This is a genomic window from Sporomusa sp., from assembly GCF_035561155.1.
GTDB lineage: Bacteria > Bacillota > Negativicutes > Sporomusales > Sporomusaceae > Sporomusa.
Map to the genome: position 1 here is coordinate 1 of NZ_DATMYD010000111.1, position 22,894 is coordinate 22,894.

18 protein-coding genes are annotated in these 22,894 nt (G+C 44.3%); 10 read left to right on the top strand and 8 right to left on the bottom strand.

The window, feature by feature from the left end; translation table 11 throughout:
* Positions 1 to 170: 170 nt before the first annotated feature.
* Positions 171 to 2,339 (bottom strand): HelD family protein, encoded by a 2,169-nt coding sequence (locus VN447_RS15505; protein ID WP_325526251.1) that lies wholly within the window; start codon positions 2,337 to 2,339, stop codon positions 171 to 173.
* Positions 2,340 to 2,758: 419 nt separating this feature from the next.
* Here VN447_RS15505 and VN447_RS15510 point away from each other — a divergent pair, with 419 nt between their 5' ends.
* The 6 genes from VN447_RS15510 to VN447_RS15535 all read left to right on the top strand — a co-directional run bounded on the left by VN447_RS15510 (position 2,759) and on the right by VN447_RS15535 (position 8,676).
* Positions 2,759 to 4,069 (top strand): ammonium transporter, encoded by a 1,311-nt coding sequence (locus tag VN447_RS15510; RefSeq protein WP_325526252.1) that lies wholly within the window; start codon positions 2,759 to 2,761, stop codon positions 4,067 to 4,069.
* Between the two features lie 168 nt (positions 4,070 to 4,237).
* A complete protein-coding gene (locus VN447_RS15515) occupies positions 4,238 to 5,656 on the top strand; it encodes an MFS transporter (protein ID WP_325526253.1) in 1,419 nt (472 codons plus the stop codon).
* A gap of 49 nt (positions 5,657 to 5,705) precedes the next feature.
* The gene (locus tag VN447_RS15520; RefSeq protein WP_325526254.1) at positions 5,706 to 6,449 is read left to right on the top strand and encodes a thiamine diphosphokinase; all 744 of its coding nucleotides are present in this window, start codon (positions 5,706 to 5,708) and stop codon (positions 6,447 to 6,449) included.
* 14 nt (positions 6,450 to 6,463) lie between these two features.
* A complete protein-coding gene (locus VN447_RS15525; protein WP_325526255.1) occupies positions 6,464 to 6,835 on the top strand; it encodes a YkvA family protein in 372 nt (123 codons plus the stop codon).
* Between the two features lie 183 nt (positions 6,836 to 7,018).
* A complete protein-coding gene (locus tag VN447_RS15530; RefSeq protein ID WP_325526256.1) occupies positions 7,019 to 7,216 on the top strand; it encodes a hypothetical protein in 198 nt (65 codons plus the stop codon).
* A gap of 200 nt (positions 7,217 to 7,416) precedes the next feature.
* Positions 7,417 to 8,676, top strand: coding sequence for a metallophosphoesterase family protein (locus tag VN447_RS15535; RefSeq protein WP_325526257.1), 1,260 nt, complete (start codon positions 7,417 to 7,419; stop codon positions 8,674 to 8,676).
* A 26-nt stretch (positions 8,677 to 8,702) separates the two neighbouring features.
* On the opposite strand, the gene VN447_RS15540 is transcribed toward VN447_RS15535, so the two are convergent.
* A complete protein-coding gene (locus tag VN447_RS15540) occupies positions 8,703 to 9,446 on the bottom strand; it encodes a hypothetical protein (RefSeq protein WP_325526258.1) in 744 nt (247 codons plus the stop codon).
* 421 nt (positions 9,447 to 9,867) lie between these two features.
* On the opposite strand from VN447_RS15540, the gene hutG reads away from it, so the two are divergent.
* The 4 genes from hutG (at position 9,868) to VN447_RS15560 (ending at position 15,481) form a co-directional block, all read left to right on the top strand.
* The gene (gene hutG / locus VN447_RS15545) at positions 9,868 to 10,881 is read left to right on the top strand and encodes a formimidoylglutamase (protein ID WP_325526259.1); all 1,014 of its coding nucleotides are present in this window, start codon (positions 9,868 to 9,870) and stop codon (positions 10,879 to 10,881) included.
* A gap of 567 nt (positions 10,882 to 11,448) precedes the next feature.
* Entirely contained in the window at positions 11,449 to 12,837 is a 1,389-nt protein-coding gene (locus tag VN447_RS15550; RefSeq protein WP_325526260.1) for an amino acid permease, read from the top strand.
* 524 nt (positions 12,838 to 13,361) lie between these two features.
* Positions 13,362 to 14,891: a histidine ammonia-lyase gene (hutH, locus tag VN447_RS15555; protein WP_325526261.1), complete on the top strand. Its 1,530-nt coding sequence runs from the start codon at positions 13,362 to 13,364 to the stop codon at positions 14,889 to 14,891.
* Positions 14,892 to 15,028: 137 nt separating this feature from the next.
* Positions 15,029 to 15,481, top strand: coding sequence for a HutP family protein (locus tag VN447_RS15560; RefSeq protein ID WP_325526262.1), 453 nt, complete (start codon positions 15,029 to 15,031; stop codon positions 15,479 to 15,481).
* 78 nt (positions 15,482 to 15,559) lie between these two features.
* Here VN447_RS15560 and VN447_RS15565 read toward each other — a convergent pair whose 3' ends face one another.
* The 6 genes from VN447_RS15565 to VN447_RS15590 form a co-directional block, all read right to left on the bottom strand.
* Complete coding sequence (locus tag VN447_RS15565) at positions 15,560 to 16,957, bottom strand: PLP-dependent aminotransferase family protein (RefSeq protein WP_325526263.1); 1,398 nt, start codon at positions 16,955 to 16,957, stop codon at positions 15,560 to 15,562.
* A gap of 169 nt (positions 16,958 to 17,126) precedes the next feature.
* Positions 17,127 to 17,714, bottom strand: a complete 588-nt coding sequence (locus tag VN447_RS15570; protein ID WP_325526264.1) for a DUF3786 domain-containing protein — start codon at positions 17,712 to 17,714, stop codon at positions 17,127 to 17,129.
* Between the two features lie 411 nt (positions 17,715 to 18,125).
* Positions 18,126 to 18,809 (bottom strand): response regulator, encoded by a 684-nt coding sequence (locus VN447_RS15575; RefSeq protein ID WP_325526265.1) that lies wholly within the window; start codon positions 18,807 to 18,809, stop codon positions 18,126 to 18,128.
* On the bottom strand, positions 18,787 to 20,409 hold the full coding sequence (locus VN447_RS15580) for a sensor histidine kinase (protein WP_325526266.1): 1,623 nt from the start codon (positions 20,407 to 20,409) through the stop codon (positions 18,787 to 18,789). The genes VN447_RS15575 and VN447_RS15580 overlap by 23 nt, the downstream gene beginning before the upstream one ends.
* Positions 20,410 to 20,644: 235 nt before the next feature.
* The gene (locus VN447_RS15585; RefSeq protein ID WP_325526267.1) at positions 20,645 to 21,616 is read right to left on the bottom strand and encodes a 2-keto-3-deoxygluconate permease; all 972 of its coding nucleotides are present in this window, start codon (positions 21,614 to 21,616) and stop codon (positions 20,645 to 20,647) included.
* 39 nt (positions 21,617 to 21,655) lie between these two features.
* Positions 21,656 to 22,828 (bottom strand): NAD(P)-dependent malic enzyme, encoded by a 1,173-nt coding sequence (locus tag VN447_RS15590; protein WP_325526268.1) that lies wholly within the window; start codon positions 22,826 to 22,828, stop codon positions 21,656 to 21,658.
* Positions 22,829 to 22,894: the final 66 nt, after the last annotated feature.

Sequence of the window (22,894 nt, forward strand, 5' to 3'; positions counted from 1 at the left end):
TTTAAAAAGGATCGCGGCACTGGTATCCTTTTATTTGCGTACTTGTACTCGATTTTGCCCACAACCGACTTTTTGCCCCAAACGGCTCTGCACCGGGATGGTATTACTGCTTAAAACATGGCATTCTTCAGTGGTTTCGGACGGTTCTCTTGAGTCAGTCTGATGAGGTATTATTTTAGCAACGGGGTAAGCTTCCCCTGGTGCAGAATATGCAGATAATACATAGCCCGGGACAGGGCTACATACAGCAGTTTGGCATCATAAAAATCGGTAGTGAATTTCTTGTCTGAGGCGTTCCAGATAATAACGCCGTCAAATTCAAGACCTTTTGCCAGGATGATGGGGGCCACTGTTATACCGCCATGGTAGTTTAGTGCACTGCCTGTGATAAGATTGAGGTTGGTAAGATGGGGAGCGACTGACTGCAGGCCTTCGAATAATTTCAGGCTGTCGTCTTCTAATTTGGTAAGTATACCGATGGATTTGCAGCCTAACTGCTGAAATTCCTCAATGGTCTGGAGTGTGCGGTTAAGTGCCGCCATAGCAGAGGGTGCTTGCTCAATAACCGGCTGCCGGCCAATTTCGTAGACCGGGATGGCTTTGGACCGCCCGGATGGAATTACCTTGTTGAACAGATCAACAATTTCTTTGGCTGAGCGGTAGCTGAAGTTGACTTCGTAATAACGGCATTTGGCTTCGTCAAATACCTCTTTAAGGAGCGACTGCCAGCTTGTAAGCCCCCGGTCGGTATGGATGGCCTGGGACATGTCGCCCATAATGGTAAAGGACGTGTTGCGAGACAGGCGGGAGAGTACAATATACTCTAAGAGATTGATATCCTGGCCTTCGTCAACCGCAATATGGTCAAACTTCTCGACATGGGCGAGGCCGTCTAAGAGAAGCTTGAGATAACACAAGCCTGCTAGATCATCCCGCTCAATTTGACCGGCTTCGAGAATTGCCTGTGTATGGGATGCAAGTATATCTACATCGACACCATGGGGTTTCACCTTGCGCCAGGCCTGTTTGTCTTGAATCAGCTCAGCATAGCCGGTCAATAGCTCAAGGAATGGCCATTTGGCAAAATGACGTTCAATAAATACATCGCCCTCGGCAGCATAACGGGCTGCCGTTTTTTCGTCTGCCCTCGCTTCGCCCCGTTTGTGTCTTGCTTGATAAACCTCGATAAAGTTTCTTACCCGGAATCTGATGTATTTCTGCAGTGACCGCAGTCGCTCGTTATAGGGTACGCTAGCGCCTTCAACTACTTTCTCCAACTGCTGCTCCCGGCTAATGACAAGTTGGTTATCAAACAGGTTTATGTCTTTGAGTTTCAGACAAAACTTCTCCAGGCGTTTGTCTAAGAACACTGCCATGACCTTGATAAACTCGGGCGTGCCTTTCCATCTGGCCGCAGTGGCTAATGGTTCAGAATCAGCAGCCGTTTGGCTAATAATAGGCTCAATTTGCATAATGGCCGCTGCCAAATCAGGGAAAGTCGTCTGCTTAACGTCTTGGGCATCAATTTCGGGCAGCAGGTCAGAGATATAATCCAGGAAGATTCTATTGGGGGCAACAATGACGAGTTTTGACGGGTTGAGCTTTTCGTTGTAGAGGAGGTAGGACAAGCGGTGCAGGCCGATGGTGCTTTTGCCTGACCCGGCCACCCCTTGGATGATGGTAACCTGGTTTAGCGGCTCGCGGATAATCTGGTTCTGTTCGGAGCGGATGGAAGTAACGATATCTTTAAGGCGGTCGCCAGCACCCTTTAACAGTCGTTCCAAAAGAAAAGGGTCGGCGATCAGCGACTCTTGCTGCCGGCTCATGAGTTTACTCAGGATGTTGTCCTCAGACATGGAGATAAGCTGACCGTCCTCGATCTTGTACTGGCGTTTGAGGCTCACATCCCCGGTGTAGGTGTAGCGGTCCAGCACTTCATAGCTGGCGCGCCCGTCCTGGCATTCATAAAAAATTGTCGAGACCGGATCACGCCAGTCAAACACCAGGATATCCTTGACGTTTTCAATATCCAGTTTGGCAACTTTTGTCCGGCCAATATAAAATTGTTCAAACTCTTCGGCGCCATCCTCACGAAAATCAACGCGACCAAAATAGGGACTGTCAAGGGCTTTGGCGATATCGGATGCTTTAAGGGCATGGTCGCTTTTCATCAGTGAGTGTACATAAGCGCTTACTTCGTCTTTCTTAGACAGTGACTGATTGATTTTATGAACACGATCGTCCATATCGTTCTCTAAATCTTTAATAACCTGTTTCATAGATTCGATGGTTTCAGCCAAATGCTGCTGTTCGTAGGGAAAATCAGGATGATTGCTCATATGGTTACCTCGCGTTATCTTAGCGTTGTCTTCCAGGTCTGTTAGAATATTATAGGACTACATTATTATGTTTAGCAAGACATGGTGTAATGCTTGGCAAGTATTTCTGCGAGAGAATACTTGCCAAGAGTGAAGTTAAAGACTCTTAGACAGCGTGGAGTCAGTAATTATAGTATTGCCGACAAAAAAATGTGAATCTTATTGAAAATGTGTACCTAATAAATACAAATATATTAAGAAGGCTTTAATTATAACACAAGGAAAAAGTTTCCATTTAGAAAGTATTGTATACTTAGGATAGTGTGCTATAATATAACTAAATTTCATACCAAACTACGGCAAAGAAGCCAGTGACACCAATGGGTAAACCCATTGGTGCTGCTGGTTTTTTTATTTTTTTTGAGAGAGGGATGAGCTTAATGGAATTATCAATTAATTCTTTGGCAGCTGGCATTGACACAGTCTGGGTACTGTTGTGCGCGGCACTGGTTTTCCTGATGGAGGGCGGATTTGCGGCGCTCGAGGCCGGTTTTGTCCGCAGCAAGAATGCATTAAACATTATCATGAAAGTCATCATGGACTGTACTGTTGGCATCTTGGGGTATTTTGCCATCGGATTTGCCTTAATGTATGGTATCGACAAAGCTGGCGTTATCGGCTGGTCCGGCTTTTTTCTAACAGGGGATATGGAGTATTTAGGATTAAAAATACCTGTATACGCGTATTGGTTATTCCAGGCGGCATTCGCGATTGCGATGGCGACAATTGTATCAGGTGCGGTAGCTGAGCGTATGAAATTTATGCCATATCTGGTTTTTTCGCTGGTGGCTACCACAGTTATTTATCCCATTGCCGGCCATTGGGTGTGGGGCAGCGGCGGTTGGCTGAATAAGCTTGGGATGATGGATTTTGCCGGTTCGGCGGTGGTGCACTCTTTAGGCGGCTGGGCATCTTTGGCTGCTGTGCTGGTGCTGGGGCCTAGAACAGGTAAGTTTGGCAAAGATGGTGTTGTGCATGTTTTGCCTGGACATAATTTGCCCTTGGCGGCGTTGGGGGCGTTCATACTATGGTTTGGCTGGTTTGGTTTTAACCCCGGCAGCACTCTGTCTGGACTTGACCTGAACATTGCCCGCATTGCCGTAAATACGAATCTTTCGGCCGCAGCAGGCGGCACAATTGCCGCCATTTATACGGCAATTAAATGGGGTAAAGCTGACCCTAGTATGGCAATTAACGGCGCGTTAGGCGGCCTTGTTGCTATTACTGCCGGCTGTGCTTTTGTTGAGCCAATAAGTGCGATTGTTATAGGCTCAATTGCTGGCATGCTGGTGGTATTCGCTGTACCGTTTTTTGACCGTCTCAGGGCAGATGATCCGGTTGGTGCTATTGCTGTGCATGGGGTATGCGGCACTTTCGGCACAATTGCTGTAGGTATTTTTGCTGAGAAGGGCGGCCTCGTGTACGGAGGCGGTTTTGGCCTGTTGGGTATTCAAACCCTTGGCGTAGTTGCTGTATCGGTATGGGGTTTTGCCGCCACATATGGCCTATTTGCTTTCTTAAAGGCGACTATCGGTATACGGGTGACTGTCGAAGAGGAGATTGAAGGCTTAGATATGAGTGAGCATGGTATTACAGCCTATAGTGACCTTGAGTGCAATCCACTTACAGCACTCAGCCCTGTACCTATTGTAAGGGCTTTGCCGGTAGTTGAACACCGGCTTGCCGAATAATTTCAATATATAAGAGGACAATAGTAATCAGCATACTCGCAGTGCGGGGTATGCTGATTTTTTTTATGTGGATTAATTTTCCAGAGGAAATCACTTTTCTTAGGTGGAATTTCTCAGGGGATATGCAGGTAAACTAACTAAGAAGGGTCTTAGCAGCGAGAGGAGCTCATGATGCAGGAGAGATTGCAGAGTCTTAGCTATTATAAGTGGTTAATCTTCGGCGTTGTTGCTACCGGATCCTTTATGGCGACAATGACATCATCGATTGTCAATGTTGGCTTGCCGCCCATTACGGCTGCCTTACATACCGATATTACCACAGCCCAGTGGGTCGTTACCGCCTATCTACTTGTGATTACCAGCCTGCTGCCGCTTATGGGACGGCTGGGGGATATTTGGGGGCGGCGGAAAGTCTATGGTTTTGGTTTTATCGGTTTTACTGCCGGTTCTTTATTATGCGGTATTGCCAATTCAATTAGTCTGCTGATTGGGTTTCGAGTGCTTCAAGCTGTAGGTGCGGCTGCACTTATGGCCAATTCTATGGCGATTGTGACCGGAAGTTTTCCGCAGAGTGAACGCGGAAAGGTTTTGGGGATGATTGGCACCATGGTGGCATTGGGCAGTTTGAGCGGCCCGGGCATAGGTGGCTTGCTTGTTGAACATTTTGGCTGGCACTCGATATTTTTTGTTAATATTCCTGTCGGCTTACTAGGATATGCCGGGGTGCGGGTGATCTTGCCTGTGGACAGGGACCTACGGCAGGAAAAGATAGATTATCTGGGGGCGGTATTATTTACGACCAGTATAGTTAGTTTCTTATTGGCTTTGAGTTATGGAACCGAGTGGGGCTGGACTTCGCTTGCTACCGTTACCTGTGTGAGCTTTGCTCTTATTGTATTCATCATGTTTATTTGGTATGAAACAAAGATAGATCAGCCCATGCTTGAATTATCAATATTTAAAAACAAGGCATTCTCAGCCGGTAATCTGGCTGGATTTCTTTCCTTCACGGCGATGTTTACCAACACCATGCTGCTGCCTTTTTTTCTCCATGATGTGCTTGCCTTTGCGCCAGCCAAAACCGGCTTGATTATGTCGGCTTTTCCCTTGGTTATGGCAGTAACCGCCCCAGTAAGCGGCACGTTATCAGATAAAGTCGGCCCGGTCACCTTGACAACTGTTGGACTGGGCTTGATGGCTTTGGGTTTGCTACTGACAGCTAAACTACAGTTAGATGCTACACTGTGGCTGATTATGGGTTCACAGGCGCTTATGGGGTTAGGTAACGGCCTGTTTCAGTCACCGAATAATAACAGTGTAATGAGTTCTGTAGAGCCCAGGCAGTTGGGTGTAGCTGGCGGCATCAATGCGCTGGCCAGGAATTTTGGTATGGTGTGTGGCACGGCGGTGGCTGTGTCCATTCTGGAGTACCGGCGCGCTGCCAGTCTGAGCGGTCTTAGCCAGCCAACTGCCGGACAGCAGGTAGCGGCCTTTATGGCCGGCTATCATGAGGCGCTGATGGTCGGTGCCTGCTTAGCAGCTGTGGGTGCACTTATTTCTTTTAAACGGACACGAAAACCGGCATAACAGTAGGCTGAGAGCAGGGAGATTAACTCACTGCGGCGAAGGAAACAGGATGAAAAACAACAGATTGGTTTTACCCGAACTATTTACGGCCGAATTTTCAGAACCGCTGCCTGAGACGCGCTTGCTATTGCTTTTAAGCGGCCGGGCCCCGAACGCCGACTGGCTCACAGAGTGTTTGGCTTCTTACCGGCTCTGGTGCGCAGACGGCGGTATCAACTTATGTAAGTCCAGTCAGCTGGTTCCGGAACGGTTAATTGGTGATGGCGATAGTGCCAGCCCTGAGGCTTGGGCCTGGGCAAAAGAACAAAATATTATTATGCAGCAATACCCCAGCGATAAGGACCTTACCGACCTGCAGCTTGCGCTGCAAATCATGGGACAAACATGCGGCCCGGCGGCCGTTGTGCTTACAGGTGCCTGGGGTGGCCGCTTTGATCATACCTTCAGCAATGTGATGTCGCTTATTTGGAGCCGGGAGTGGGGGATTTACCCGGTCGCCGTGGCTGATGAGCAGGAAGTGATGGTTTTTCTGAATGGTCCGGCTGCTATAACAATAAAAGAGTGGCAGCGTCTTCCTAACGTTATCTCCCTTATGGCGCTTGACGGTATGTGTACCGGCGTGTCAATCAGCGGGGTTAGGTGGCCGCTTGACAATGTAACGTTAACCCAGCACCAGCCCTATGCGATCAGTAACCGGCTGGGAACAGGAGACTTTACCGTTAAGGTCAAGAGCGGCTGGCTGGGTGTATATTTTACGTTTGAACAAAAACCTTCAGGGCTGGTGATTACATGATAAAGGGAGGAAACATGTTCCGGTTTTGGGCTTGGCTCAAAATCTTGCGGGATAATGCGGTAATTTTATATTATGCCTGGCGGCATCCCTTAACACCTCGATATGTTAAAGGCATACTGACAGCGCTGTTCATTTATTTGATCAGCCCTATCGATATATTACCAGATTATCTGCCGCTGGTGGGAATTGCAGATGATGCCGCGCTGGTCACTGGGGCTATGCTGTATCTGACCCAATTGCTGCCTGCCCCGGTATTGGCGGAAAGTAAACGACAGAGTGAGAAATGGGGCCGGCGTCTGCCCTATATCTTTGGTATGATTGCGGTGGCGGCAGTGGCCTGGATTGCGCTGGTTATCGCCATTTTTCGTAAGGTGTTTTTTGAATGAATATGAAAAATGAAGAAGCCGAAGGCCCCTTAAAATGTGGACTTCCGGCATGCTTTTGAGATATGCAAAGATTAGCTACCGTGGTGGGAGAAAAAGTGCGTTTCCATTTTCTTGAGACAGGCAGGAATCAATTAAACTTTGCCGAATATTCCATATAATCAGTAAAATAGGGAGATGGTTCACGTGTCCATAGTTATGTCAGACTTTACAAGTTTCTGGTATAGTGACGATATGGAAGAGCAGGTAGCTGTTTCAGATGGTGAATTTCTCTTGTTGAATACTAATACGAGGAGAGTAGAAAAATTAGGAAATACTATTGAGGAAGCTAAAGAAACATTAAAGGTATTAGGGAAATTTGAAATCTTCTCTGATTTTCAATAAATCAGTATTTTAAGGGGTAGTGATGAAATTTTCATTTCAGCACAACCCCTTTTTTCTTTAGCATGGTTGTTAACACCAACCTTAAATATAGGTAGCAGGTCCAGCGGTAGCAGATATTGGCAGAGTGCGGTATACTGAATTTAAGTAGGGCTGTCAGGGAATACCTATTATTCGTATATGCTGGAAAAAGGGGTACATCAATGATTCTGAAGTCTCTAAACTTGTTTACTAAGCGCAATTTATTATGCGCAGCCGCTATACTGTGTGCAGTGCTGTTGCTATTATTTTGGCCGCCTGGGTTGAATATTTTGCCGCGAAATATAACGCTTACATGGACTGGGATGCCTGCCACAACGCAGAATATTACCTGGCAGACAGGCCGGTATGTCAGTGGCAGTCAGGTTGAGTATGTGGAAACAGCGACCAAGCTTCCTGCTACCCTTCAGCCAGGCTCGGCGGAACAGGTAGTGACTGACCGGGGCGTGATTACCGTACATTCAGTACAGTTGACTAATCTCAAACCAGGCACTAGTTATCAGTACCGTGTTGGTAACGGATTACTCTGGAGCTCGTACCATACCTTTACCACGGCCACGGCTCAGGCAGCCCCCTTTCAGTTTTTGTTGTTTGGCGACTCGCAGGGCAACTCTTATGATGTGTGGCAGCGAACTGTGCAGACTGCGTATGAGAGAAATCGTGCTGCGGCATTTATGGTGCATCTCGGTGATTTAGTAGATATTGGCCTTAACTATGATCAGTGGGACGATTGGTTTCAAGCCGGTCGTGGCGTGATTGACACCATTTCCGTCATGCCGGTTATGGGAAATCATGAAACCTATACTTCAGAGTGGAAAATTGCTCCGCCTCGCCTGTATACAGCGCTCTTCCGGCTTCCTGACAATGGTCCGCCTGGCCTGCAAGGAAAAGTGTATTCTTTTGATTATGGCGATGCCCATTTTAGCATCCTCGATAGTCAGCTGCAAGAAGAAGCAGAGTGGATACCAAATATGCTGACCCTTCAGCAAGAATGGCTGGAAAAAGACCTGGCAGGGACAAATAAACGCTGGAAGTTGGTTTTTATCCATCGCCCGGTATATCATAACCGCCCTGCTGCAGGGGATGAAGATTTACGCGATGCCTTCACACCGCTGTTTGACCGTTATCATGTGGATGTAGTCTTTGCCGGGCATGATCATGTTTATGCGCGTTCGTACCCGCTGACAGGCAGCGCGTGGACAGGCGAGACAGGCACCGGCCCGGTTTATATTACTACCGGGCGAAGTGGTAAAAAAACCTTTGGCCGTGCCCAGCCCAAGAGTTGGAATGCCGTTTTTTATAACCCGCTGGAACAACCAAACTATCTGACAGTAGCGGTCAGTGATCACAGCCTGCTGATCAAAGCCTTCAAGGTCAACGGCGAGGTTATTGACACGTGGGGTAAAGCAGCTTCGGCCCCATAGAATCGCTTACAGGCCTAGGCGGTTTTTTATTGATTTATAGTGACGGTGGGTTTAATGGGTTTAAATGACCGGATGATTTTTCGCACCATCGGGTCCCAGTAACTGCGTTCGCTGTCGGTAGTTAGCAGGAAGGCGGCAGACATGAACCCGTCAGCTTCAAAGGCATACCCTTTCAAATAATACGGCATAGTTATCCCGTACATCGAAACTACCATTCTGGCGCCCAGACCGTAGGCCTGCCTGTCATTGATTTGCAAATAATCAGGGCGGCTAACGTCAAGAAAAGTTACACCGACATTGGTTTGTTTGTAACTTAAAGCAAGCTGCTTTTTTAATGACTGGGAGAAAGAGTCGATTTTGGTCTCCAGTTCTTGCTGTTGCTCACCAGAAAGCTTTTTGGAAAAATACATTTTGTCACCGGTATTCATGGGCTTATCGTCCCGGTAAAAAGCCAGGAACGCCGTGTGGTAAGCCTTACCGTCGTTCATGGTAACCTGGTACATTTGATAGTTGATACTCTTCAGTAGGGCGAACGGGTCGACCGGCGGCACTGGAAGCGGTGTTGCCGGCTTGTTTGCTGTTGTATTGGCTTCTTTCATGATCATCTCCAATACCTGCACCATGTCTGCCGTTTGCCAGCCTTCCGGGACGGCAAATGTGCCGATCTTCTGAACCTGCCAGTCTATATGGTCTGACGCGTGGGTGCTGCTGGTGCCGGTAATAAGCATTAGGCAAGCTAAAAACATTATGAAAAACCAGTTTTTGTTCATCTGTCGATCCCTCCGCTGAGTTTTTCTCCAAATGGGGTAATTTATGGAGATTACAATTTGTTAATCTAATTATTCAAGAAAATACAGCAATTCCCTGCCTGCACATTGCATTTCGTAGCGTAATTGGTGATGGACGAAGGTTATAAGCTAGCGCCACTTATCTTTGAACGACAGGTGGCGCTTATCAAATCTATAGGGGCAGACATAGCAACTTCTGCTCATGTTTTCATTGAGTGATGTCACTTTAAGAAGAGTTTTGGGCAAAAATTGCGTTGACGTTTAGTAGACGGCAGTATGATACAGTAGACAGCGACGGTACATAAAAATAAAAGCGTAGACAACTTACCCATTTCACATTTGGTAAGTCCTATTGCCAATGTGAATTATGTTACAGCTATGATCTTGAAAGGTTTGGTGAGCGATGTTGGATAATCGATATATGCCTGCAGATATGGCTCTGTGGACAGGCCGAATTGACAGTACTGATAATTATGATGCTTTTAGATGGCACCAGTGGATGCGCGAACTCAATTTGCACGATACTGATAACAAAGTTTTCAGCGGTAAACTGGGATTTGCCCTGTTAGGTTTTTGTTGTGATGAAGGTGTCAGGCGAAATCACGGCCGGACCGGAGCCGCCAAGGGACCTGATGCCATACGCCGGGAACTCGCCAATCTTCCGTGTACATTTTCCCCGGACGTCATCCTGGTTGATGCAGGAAATATTACTTGTAGCGACGGCAACCTGGAAAAAAGCCAGGCCGCGCTGGCCGGTGCTGTAACTAAAATTCGTAAGTTAGGTTATTTCCCCCTGGTGCTTGGCGGTGGCCATGAACTTGCATTAGGCCATTACCGGGGGCACTGCGATTTTATGACTGACAGTAAGCAAATACCGGATATCGGGATCATCAATTTTGATGCGCATTTTGATCTTCGGCCGCTTAACAATGGCAACAGCTCTGGTACTATGTTTAGACAAATTGCGCAGGACTCAGTTGATTCCGGGCTGAAGTTTCACTATTTGTGTATTGGGATTCAAAGATTTAGTAACACTTTGGAACTTTTCAAGACTGCCGAACAGTACGGTGTAGTCCATATACCCGCCGAAGAGGTTGCTACCAAAGGCGACTGGAACGTAATCGAAAAAGTAGATGAATTTATGAAATCAACAAAGCATATTTACATCACTGTGTGTGCCGATGTTTTCTCTACAGCCTTCGCCCCAGGCGTCAGTGCCGCCCAGTCTCTGGGACTGCATCCCGAAGAAGTCCTGCGATATCTTAAACATATTATTCGTTCTGAGAAAGTGATTGGTTTTGATATTGCGGAGATATCGCCAAGATTTGATCAGGACAGCACCACAGCCAGTTTGGCTAAAGTTCTGATTTTCTCAGTAGTGAACGCAATGTGCAGGTTAAAAGGGCTTGACAGGTAAGCGTGTCTCCTCTATCAGCTACAGCTTGGAGTAAGAAGCAGTTTCCAGCAAGCGCAGCTGCTTTTTGGGTAACGATAACGTTGTATAGCATTGCCGAGTGCGGAAGCACCAGGTAGAAGATGTAATAGGACTTTCTCTAAGAGTTGTGAGGTTTAATTTGGTTGTTAACCAATATCACACTTTGGGATAAGTCCTATTAACTATACGCAGGTGTCGCTAATAATAAGGGATATAGCTTAATCTGATGAAATAAAATAAAAGTAACAAATCAAAGGATATGGAGGAAAACTATGAATCAAGAGGCCGCAATTAATTCGGCAGCTCCTTACCTGTCATAATGTACTCCACAAAAAACATTGACAAGCTCTGTGTACTTAATTTATAATATACTTAAAGTTAAGAAAATTATATTAATGGATTTTGTAATGCCTACAGCTATTAGATATTAGGGGGCAAAACTCTATTTGAGTTTTGTTCCTTTTTATTTTTCAGAAGACTTTTTGCCAAAGGCTCTGAAAATCCCGGGATAAACTGGCAAACTTTAATAACAGAGAGGAGAAAACAAAAGTGTCCGAAAATTCCCAAGATGAAAGCTTGCAAAGAGGATTGAAAAACCGGCATATTCAGTTGATTGCCTTAGGAGGGGCTATTGGCACAGGGCTATTTTACGGATCAACCAAAGCGATTCAAATAGCAGGGCCATCAGTAATGCTTTCCTATTTTATCGGCGGTATCATCATTTTTTGGATTATGCGTCACATGGGCGAAATGCTTGTTGATGAACCCGTATCAGGCTCCTTTAGTCATTTTGCTTATAAGTACTGGGGGGATTTCCCGGGTTTTCTGTCAGGCTGGAACTATTGGATTGCCTATGTGCTGGTCAATATGGCGGAACTGACGGTAGTCGGGAAATACGTCCAGTTCTGGTGGCCGGATATTCCTGTCTGGGTTACTGCCCTGGTATGCTGGGCTTTTCTTACAGGGATTAATCTGATTCATGTTAAGTTATATGGAGAATTTGAATTCTGGTTTGCCATTATCAAAGTAGTAGCCATTATCGGTATGATTGTTTTCGGTACGATGCTCCTTCTCAACGGACAGGCGGGTGCCAGCAGCGGTGTGGGCAATCTCTGGAATTATGGCGGCTTTTTCCCGAATGGGCTGGAAGGTTTCCTCTGCTCTTTGGCGATTGTCATGTTTGCCTACGGCGGGACTGAATTGATTGGGGTCACGGCCGGGGAAGCGGACAATCCCAAAAAGACCATCCCCATGGCCATTAACCAAGTGATGTGGCGGATCTTGATTTTCTATGTGGGAGCCCTATTGATCATATTGATGATCTATCCCTGGAATCAGTTGGGTGCAAGTGGTGCGGAAGGCAGCCCGTTTGTGCAGATTTTCTCGAAAATAGGCATTTCTTCTGCGGCGGCTCTGTTAAATGTCGTCGTGATTACAGCAGCTCTTTCTGCCTATAATAGCGGTCTTTACAGCAATGGACGCATGCTTTACAATTTGGCACAGCAAGGTAATGCCCCGAGCATCTTTAAAAAATTGAACAAGGGCGGAGTGCCGGTAGTGGGAGTACTGTTTTCATCCTTCCTTATGGGATTGGTGGTATTCTTAAACTATCTTATTGAAAGTCAGGTCTTCACCTATCTGATGGCCCTGGTTGTCTCTGCGGATATTATTAGTTGGGTGATGATCAGCGTCAGCCATATGAAATTCCGCCAGGCAAAGTTAGCCGAAGGGGCAAAAATTGAATTTCCGGCAGTATGGTATCCTGTTACGAACTATATTTGCATAGGCTTTTTAGCGATGATATTTGCCGTGATGTGGTATTTAGGCGAGGACTGGCGTATTTCTATGTACCTGACACCTATTTGGCTCGTTATTTTGTGGATTGGCTATAAATGCAAACCACAAGCTAAGAAAGAACTCACAACAATAACGAGATGATGCTGAAAGAAATAGCAAGAACATTGTAGATTCATTTTATCCGATGACCAAGCCGCTCTAAGACTCCCATCTTCTACAAGTGGGAGTTTAGGAGGCTTCCCTGGAAGTTGGTCGACTAAACTTCAGATGGGGTTAAAACCCCACCTGAAGCTAAGTCTCACTTTATGGTTGCACAAAGTTATGAGAGATAAGGGGTAGACTCAGAAATGAGTTTGCCCCCCCTTATTGAAATGAGTAAATAAGCATGGACGAATTTGTTGCAAAAAAATAAAAAAGCAGCTAAATAATATTAGGCTTGACTTTAGCAGTTTTGTCAACTATCATGAATATAAGTTGCCTTCCTTAGATGCGAGAGATGAGAGTGTGGCAGGCAAGATGGTTCGATATGAAGTAGTTTTACCGGTTTGTATGAGGATGCAATTTTACTTGAATAGCTTGCCCATAGTTATGAGATATTAGGGGGTAAACTCAGTAATGAGTGTTATCCTCTTTTTTATTTTCCAAAAAAATGGAGGTATAGAGTCATGATATTATTAGACGGATATGCTTTAACTTTAGAGGATGTTGTAAAAGTAGCCAGAGAATATGAGGAAGCAGGCTTAAGCGATCAAGGGCGTAAACAGATTGTGGATAGTCGCGCAATCGTGGATAAAATCCTGGACGCCGAGAGTCCGGTATATGGCATTTCCACAGGTTTTGGTGATTTTAGTCAAATCTTTATTTCTAAAGAGAAAAGAGAGAAATTACAAAAAAATCTAATTCTTAGCCATGCTACCGGCGTGGGCGAGCATCTGCCGGAAGATGTTGTTCGTACAGCTATGCTGCTGAGGGCCAACTCATTGGCAAAAGGATACTCGGGGATTAAGCTCTCTACGGTGGAGATGCTGCTGACCCTGTTGAATCGGCGCATATGCCCGGTTATTCCGGCGAAAGGCTCGGTAGGAGCCAGTGGTGATTTGGCGCCTCTTTCCCATATGGTGTTAGTCATGCTGGGAGAAGGGCAGGCATATGTTAACGGCAAGTTAATGAGTGGGGCTGAAGCGCTGGCGGTGAATGGACTAGAACCGATAGCCTTGGGTGGTAAGGAAGGACTGGCATTAATCAATGGTACACAAATAATGACTGCTGTCGGATGTATGGTTTGGCAGGATGCTGTGAATCTAATGAAGAGCGCCGATGTTGCAGCTGCTTTGTGTATCGAAGCCTTGAAGGGTACCCGCACTGCTTTTGATCCGCGAATTAGCCAGGTTAGACCTCATATCGGTCAGGTGGCTACCACTGAAAACATGCTGCGGTTGACAGAGAATAGTCCGATTATTGAGTCCCATGTCAATTGTTCCAAAGTACAGGACGCTTATTCATTACGCTGTGTACCGCAAGTGCATGGTGCTTCCAAAGATGCTTTACGGCGCGTGGAAGAAACCCTTACCATCGAGATCAATGCCGCCACCGATAATCCGTTAATTATGCCAGATACAGGCGAAGCCATTTCTGGCGGTAATTTTCATGGGCAGCCGATTGCACTGGTGATGGATTATTTGAAACTGGCCTTAGCAGAACTTGGTAACATCTCTGAACGACGCACCAACCGCTTGCTGGATGCACATTTGAGTGAACTGCCGCCGTTCTTGACTGCCTATCCGGGAGAAGATTCGGGGTTAATGATTACCCAGTATACGGCAGCTTCTTTAGTATCAGAGAATAAAGTACTGGTACACCCGGCAAGTGCTGATTCGATTCCAACCTCGGCCAACCAGGAAGATCATGTCAGCATGGGAACGATAGCGGCCCGTCAAGCACGGGAAATTCTGGAGAATGTCCGCTATATTCTTGCAATTGAGTGCCTGGCAGCTGCCCAGGGTATTGACTTTTTAGCCCCACTGACCCCAGGTGCTGGTACAGGTGCAGCACATAAGGCCATCCGCCAAGCGGTACCACACTTGGATGAAGACCGGATACCGGCACCAGATATCCAAAATATATATCAGTTAATAGCCGATGGCTCCCTGATTAAAGGTGTGGAGGCTGCTATTGGTCCAATGAAAATCTATTAAGCGGTTACGCATGCTACGATACTAGGAACAGGAACAACTCCTGTTCCTAGTTTAGTTGATTATAGACATTAATTTATAAAGAAACTGTTACTATTAGTTTCTTTCAGTTAAGATGGTGAGAGAAAGGTGGATGAGCTATGTTTAGTATAGAAAAAAACGGTAGCCTGGGAAAACTGGCAATTCTAACGATCATGTCTTCCGGTGAGGATGAAGCGGACTTAAAAAGACAGGGAGAGGAGTTTGGCTATAGGCTGTATAAGGGTAAAGTAGGGTCAATGGATTCTGCCAAAATTTTTGCGGCAGTAGAGACGGCGGCCAAAAAAGAAGGTCTAATTGACCAGCGTTACCGGGAAGAGCATGCCCTCTATCATTCTGTCTTTGAAGCCTATAACGGCATGTGCCGGGGACAGATCGGGCTTGGCACCGTGTTGCGCAGTGCCGGCTTGTTGTTTTGCATTGTGCGCGGCACTAAATTGCCGGGGAATAATCATGATGGTGAGTGGATTGCGGTGGCTTTATACGGTAATATGGGGGCACCGATTAAGGGGTATGAACATGAAGTACTAGGCCTGGGAATTAACCCAATTTAAAATGCCAGTTTTCTATGAATTAATTAAGCGCCACTTGTCTTTGACAGACAAAGTGGCGCTTATCTACGCATTAAGGGTTTATTCATTCTCAATCCATGCCTTTCGTAAAAGGCTAACGGCTGGAGGAATATTCTCCAGTGCGATACCACTGAAGCCTAGGAGGATGTTGACGCCTGGGCTGGGCTCATACTCAATCCAGGGTGTGCCTTTCGCATGGATATGTACGCCTGACTTAGCGGCTTTTTCTACCAAGTCTTGGGTCGAAGCAGGCCATTTTATTTGCAGCAGAAGATGTAGACCTGCGTTGATTCCGGAAATAGCGATCATATCACCAAAATTGTCCTTCAGAGCCTGGACAAGGGTATCATGTTTCTTCTTAAAGTGTCTGAGCATTTTTCGTAGATGACTCTCAAAATGACCTTCCCGCATGAAAAGTTCCAGAGGTTTTTGAATGAGGAATGGTACTGAACAGACGAGGTTTGCTGCTGTCTGATGCATTCGCTCTGCTAAATCTTTGGGGAGTACCATATAAGCTACACGCAGGGAGGGCAACAGTATTTTTGAAAAGCTGCCAATATAGATTACTTTATCGGGAGCTAACCCCTGAAGAGACGGTATGGGTTTGACGTCATATCTCAGATGACAGCTATAATCATCTTCGATAATAAAGCCATCCTGTTCATAAGCCCATTCAACAAGACGAAGACGCCGTGTTATGGACATAATGCGACCGGTGGGAAATTGGTGTGAAGGGGTTACGTATACAGCTTTTGCCACTGAAGTGCGCAGTGCTTTTACATTCAAACCATGGTGGTTTACTGGAACTGGCTGTACCTGAAAGCCTTGGCTTTCGAATGTGAAATGAGCTGATGCAAACCCTGGATCTTCGATGGCTATGGTGGAAGTAACCGGTTTTAGAAGTTGACAGGCAAGACTAAGGCAATGTTTTGTTCCAGAGGCAATCAGAATTTGATCAACTGTACATTTGACATCACGGTAATCGCGAAGATACTTTACAATCTCTTTGCGAAGCCCCAGTTCCCCCATAAATGAGCCATAGTTTACTAGCTGCTCTTTGTGATTGCGAAGACATTCATTGGTTAATCGCTGCCACTGGGAAAACGGAAAGGTCTGAGGGCTAAGCTTACCATATTGGAAATCGTATTTAATCTTTTCAGTGAGCAGCTTGGAAGGAGGTTCTGGCTGAGGCGGCTCCGCAAGATTTGGTAGAATTGTATTCTGGATTGTTTCGACATAATATCCACTACGAGGCTTGGCAACGATATAACCTTCAGATAAAAGTTGCTGATAGGCTATATCAACAGTGTTTCTGCTGATGCAAAGATCTGTACAAAGTTTGCGGTTTGAGGGGAGTTTTGTTTGGGAACTGAGTTCTCCATTAAGGATTTTGGCGCGCAACTGTTGGTAGAGTTGGCGGTACAGTGGAATTTTACTTTTAGCATCCAGTAAAAACATCGGGGACCTCCTGCTGGAAACTGGCATATTAAAGCTTGTTAATTAATTTGATATAAGTATAACATAAAGAAATTAATAATAGCTCAAACTAGTGCGCTATTCTGTAAATTACAAACTCAAAAAGGCCTGTGTCTTTTATGCCACAGGCCTTTAGTTTATACAGGATGAGTTACCAAATATCATGACCATGCTGACAGTCTGGTGAGGCCAACTTAATCAGCCTGTTCGCAAGAAATCCGCCAAGGCCGATAACGCTCTCAATATGTAAAAAGTGTGCAATTGACGGATCAAATAGAACAGTTGCATTTGCTGCGATTTCTTCGTCTCCCTCCCAAACAACCACGCAGAGCGGAATTTTGGGGAAGACCTTAAAAACAGCGGAAGCATCGCCAAAACGTGCCGGTTGGCCACCCAGCGGCTTGGCACATTCCAAGAGGAGCGAGGCCTGTTGGCCGAAGGCCTTGATCAGACCGCCGATGGCTTCTTTGTGGAACGCTGGATAAAAGAGCATGCCCCCATTGGGTATCTCTTTTAGACTAACCCATTTGTTGGCTACTTCTTCCCTGGTTTGAAAGAATGTAAGGTAATGGAGTATTAAGATCGACGCTCCAATCCCGGGAAAAGAACCGTCTTTTTCTCTCTGAATGGTCTTATTGACACAGTCGACAATAAAGTTTTCATTTAAATAGGGTACGATGAATTGCTGCTTGTCACGCAGATATACGACATCCATACTAGCAGCGATCTCTTCAGGCACTTTCTGTTCAAGATCGTGCCAGCCCTTGTCATAAGCAATACGATAATTACTCTCCAGATAAACCCCTCCCTCAAACTCGCGCGCTGTAAACTATGCTTTTATTAAACACCGCAGTTCTGTAGATTGAAAGGGCCAGTTTAGTTAAATTTCAATGGGGCCAGTTTGTACCTGGCAACCGTTAGCATTGGCCCAAGAATTTTGCTTTAGTAGGTGGGAGGAGTTTGGTCAGCGTCACATTTAGCAACGGCCTAATTGCTTGCATATATTTTTCGGAATTGGCTCAATGAGCGATATAGGAGACGATGATAAATAGCCAAAAAAACTGCAATACTGTGCAGGTGTTTTATTGTGCTTATTGTCCTCGTAGCATCAGTAGAAATGAAATATTGTAGTATTTCATTTCAATAGATTTTAATAAATTTTGTGATATTTATATTGTGGTCTGCCCACTTTTCCATATTCTACCGATTTATCTACCTTGTTTTCTTTTTCCATATATTCAAGGTATCTTCTCACAGTCACCCTGGCTATCCCAAGTTTCTCTGCCAGTTCTTCTGCTGTAAAGTCCTTATCACTATTTTTCTCCATTTCATCCCAAATCGCTTTATAGGTATATTTATTAAACCCTTTGGCAAAATCATCTTCATTCTGGGAAACACCGATACTTGAACTGGATATTAACTTATCCAAATCCTTCTGTTCAATTTCATCATTTTTCTTAAATTCATAATACCTGCTTTTAAATTGAAGAAGTGCCTCTTTAAATCTTGCAAAACTAAAAGGTTTGATAAGGTAATCCACGACTCCGTATCGATAAGCTTCCTGTATTCTTTCAATAGATTTATCTGCTGTAATTAAAATAATATCAATATCTATCTCTTGCGCCCTTATCCACTTCAAAAAATCAATCCCGTTTTCTTTAGGGAGGTATACATCAAGCAATATTAAATCAGGTTTATTCGCTGCTATAATTTTTTTTGCATCATCAAGGTTAGCAACTGCTTTATGCAAAGCAAATCCTTCTACTCTTTTTAGGAACTTAGCATTTATTTCTCTAACCATCGGATCATCTTCAACAATCATTACCTGAATCAAGCATATCCCTCCTTGCCATCGGCAGCGATATCTTCCATAGAACCCCTTCATTCACGTCAAAATCTATGGTGCCGCCAGACTCATCGATTATTTTCTTCACAATATACATGCCATGTCCACGCTGACCTTCCTTGGTTGAAAAGCCTTGCTCATATATTTTCTCTTTATGTTCCAGCGGAATCCCGCCTCCGTTATCTTTAATGTTTATTTTCAATAAGTGTCCGTCTTCAAGGATTTTTATATAGATTAATCCAGATCCGTCATTTTTTACTTCGTCCAGGGAATTTTCAATTAAGTTTCCTATAATGGATACAATTTCTTCAGAGGTCATATGCTCGGGCAGCTTTTTAAGGTTTGAATTTTTGTCTATTTTTAACTTAACTCTGCACTCCTCGGCTTTATTATACTTCGCCAACAATAAAGCCGATACGGAAGGATCTTTTATGCTTCCTGTTAAAATATCGCTGATATTGCTCCTTGCAGTTGCTACGTCTGCAATAAACTGTAATGCTTCCTCGTACTCCTCGAGCTGTATAAGCCCTGCAATGGTATGAAGTTTATTCATAAACTCATGGTTCTGCGCTCTTAAAGACCAGGCCATTCTTTTTACACCTGTGAGTTCTTCCGCCATTCTGGTCACTTCAGTTTTATCACGAAAACTGGCAATAGCTCCTACAACCTTCCCTCGATTCATGATCGGAATTCTATTCGTCATAATTACGGTGCTGTTTGTCCTCTGCTCTTTTTCAAATTCGGATTCACCTGTTTCCAATACATTAACCAAACGGGTGCTGGGAATAACCTCCTCTACATACTGTCCGATAATCTGCTCCTTATTAACCCGGTTTTCAAGTTGTAGTATGTGTAAGGCCGAATCATTGATCAGCGTAATTCTGCCTCTATGATCAACTGCTATTAACCCTTCATGAATCGCATCAAGAATTCCCATCTTTTCATTATAAAGCTTCGTTATTTCCTCAGGCTCAAGTCCCAGCAACGTATTCTTTATGTTATTCGCTAATAAAAATGCCCCAATTATCCCTACCGCCAACCCGCCAAGACCAATCAAAATTATATAGATAATAGCCGTATGCTTAGCTGTTTCAATGCTATGAGTAAGTGTGCCCACAGAAACAAAACCTATTTCTTTCTTATGGTCTGCATCATATATGGGAGTAAAAGCTCGCAGGGATTTTCCGAGCGTCCCTGTAGCCTCAGAAATATAGGTTTCCCCCTTTTGCAGTACCCTGGGTTCATCTCCACCCACAAACTTTTCCCCTATCATTTCAGGATTCGGATGAGAATACCGGATCCCTTCCATGTCCGCTACAATGATATACTCAATCTGCTCTAAATTCTTAAGCTGCATAGCAACATAAGGTCCAATCTTCCGATTAGGATCCTTAGCCTCCAGCGCAGCTACTATCTCACTAGAATGTGCTACCATCTCAGATACATTCATAATATTCGATCTAGCCTTGCTTTCAATATTTCCCGTCATCCATGAGGCAACAAAAGAAATAATAATAGATATAGAAACAAACACTACTGTGATCACCAGTAAGGCAATCTTTGTTTGCAGCTTTATGGCTTTTTTCATATTCATCACCTCAACCTTAGCAATACGTAAATTTGAGTTTTATCATAAAAAAACACGGAATCATAGAAGACCCTGCATACAGTTAGAAGGATTCATAGGGAAAAACATTTCATCCCTATTATACACTTCTTTCATTAGTCTTCCATTTTTCCGTGTTTAATTAACATCTATCCAATATACTGTCAATATAACCAGTAATATTCGTCAGGCAAAACTATTTATTTTTCTGTTACTATCAGGCAACAGCCTCTTCGTTTAATTTTTTTAGCTTATGATTTCTCAGCATTTTAAACGCATAGGTAACAATAAAGGGGCAAACGATAGCAGATACTACACATGCTGCCGCAACTTGTGCAGTAGCGATTGTTGCTATTGCAGCTAAGGATGGATCTGCTTCTGCAACAGCAATTGGCGTCGCAACGGCATTTCCTGCCGTTGACCCTGTTCCTAAACCAATGATAGGCTCTTCATTAAATAATTTCAGAAGTATATAAGCCCCGATTCCGGTAAAGGCAGCTATTACTCCCAATAATATACCAGGACCACCAGCTTTTATAATAGTTTCAAGATTCATTCCCGCACCTAATGGAAATGAAAAGAATGGGATTAATAATAGTTTACTGCTGCCAAGGAAAGCTCTCATATCAGAATCAATATTTCCTAAAATCATTCCTATTACTATTGGAATTAACACTGCTACAAGTGCCATAAAAGGAACTTGAGCAAGTCCTGACGCACCTAAGGCAACCAAGGTAAAAAACGGACCATCTTTTAAAGACAAGATAGCATAAGCACCTACATCAGTCTCATCACCATACTGTGAAGCAAGAGATGCATATAAGCCACCATTACAGTTTGTTAACGCAGCAAGGATAGCCAAGGGTGATAAGCCTAATACTCCGGCAGGTCCAAAAACTTTACCTACAAATATACCAATGCCGGCACCTACTATAAACTTTCCGATAATTAATAAGACGCCTTTTTTTAATGCCTTTGGTGCCAATTTGAAATTAATTTGAGAACCAATTAGAAACATGAAGCAAGCCAAAATGGTTGATGATGCTTTTGCGTCAAATAATGCCGTTGTAAACCCGCCAACTTTTAGAAATTGTGGAAAAAATGTATTCACTAATACCCCTAAAAAAAGTGGAACAACCATCATACCACCTGGAATTTTGTCAATTGTTTTCTTAATTGGAATTTGCACTTTTTACCTCCATATTTTACTTAATGAAATTAGCCATTTTTATACTCCTGCTGCTCCGCTTTCTCTTGCTGCCTTTTTTATTGCCTCCGCTACATTAGCTGCAACATTTCTGTCTAACGCATTTGGAATTACATTGTTCTCATTTAAGTCTTCGTCTTTGATCATAGAAGCTATAGCGTAAGCTGCCGCTATTTTCATTTCTTCATTAATTTCCTTGGCCCTAACATCCAGAGCTCCTCGGAATATCCCCGGAAAAGCCAACACATTATTCACTTGGTTGGGAAAATCGGAACGCCCTGTACCGACTATCCTTGCTCCTGCTGCTTTTGCTTCATCCGGCATTATTTCCGGAGTTGGATTTGCCATAGCGAATAAAATAGCATCCTTATTCATTTTTCTGACCATATCTTGACTTACGATTCCCGGTGCTGAAACTCCGATAAATACATCGGCACCGGCTAAGGCATCGGCTAGCGTTCCCTTAATGTTATCTGGATTCGTTACCTTTGCTATTTCCTTCTTAGCATCATCTACATTTTCTATTCCTCTGTAAAGAATACCAACCTTGTCACAGAGAATTAGATTTTTCACTCCTGAAGAAAGTAATAGTTTCGCGATTGCAGTTCCCGCAGCGCCTGCACCATTAACAACAACCTTTATTTGTTCGATTTTTTTATTAACCACTTTTAACGCATTGATGATTCCTGCAAGAACAACTATGGCCGTTCCGTGTTGATCATCGTGGAATACGGGTATATCAAGTTCTTTCTTTAATTTTGCTTCAATTTCAAAACATCTCGGCGCTCCGATATCTTCCAGATTAATTCCACCAAACCCAGGAGCTATGAGCTTTACCGTTTTCACAATCTCATCCACATTCTTTGTATCCAGGCATATAGGAAATGCATCTACATTGGCAAACTCTTTAAATAAAATTGCTTTTCCTTCCATAACTGGCAATCCGGCCTTAGGTCCTATATCGCCTAACCCCAATACTGCGGTGCCGTCTGTAACTACTGCAACTAAATTTCCTTTTGCAGTATACTTATAAACATTTTCTTCATTCTCATGAATCTTTTTACATGGTTCTGCAACGCCAGGCGTATAAGCTAAACTAAGATCTTCTTTTGTTTTTATCTCCACCTTTGATTTTAGCTCTATTTTTCCTATATTTTTTTCATGTAGTTTTAAGCTCTCTTCAAAATAATTCATGTTTATCCCCATCCCCAATATTTTTTGAATTTTGTAACCGCTCGCAATGAAATAATAACACCAAAC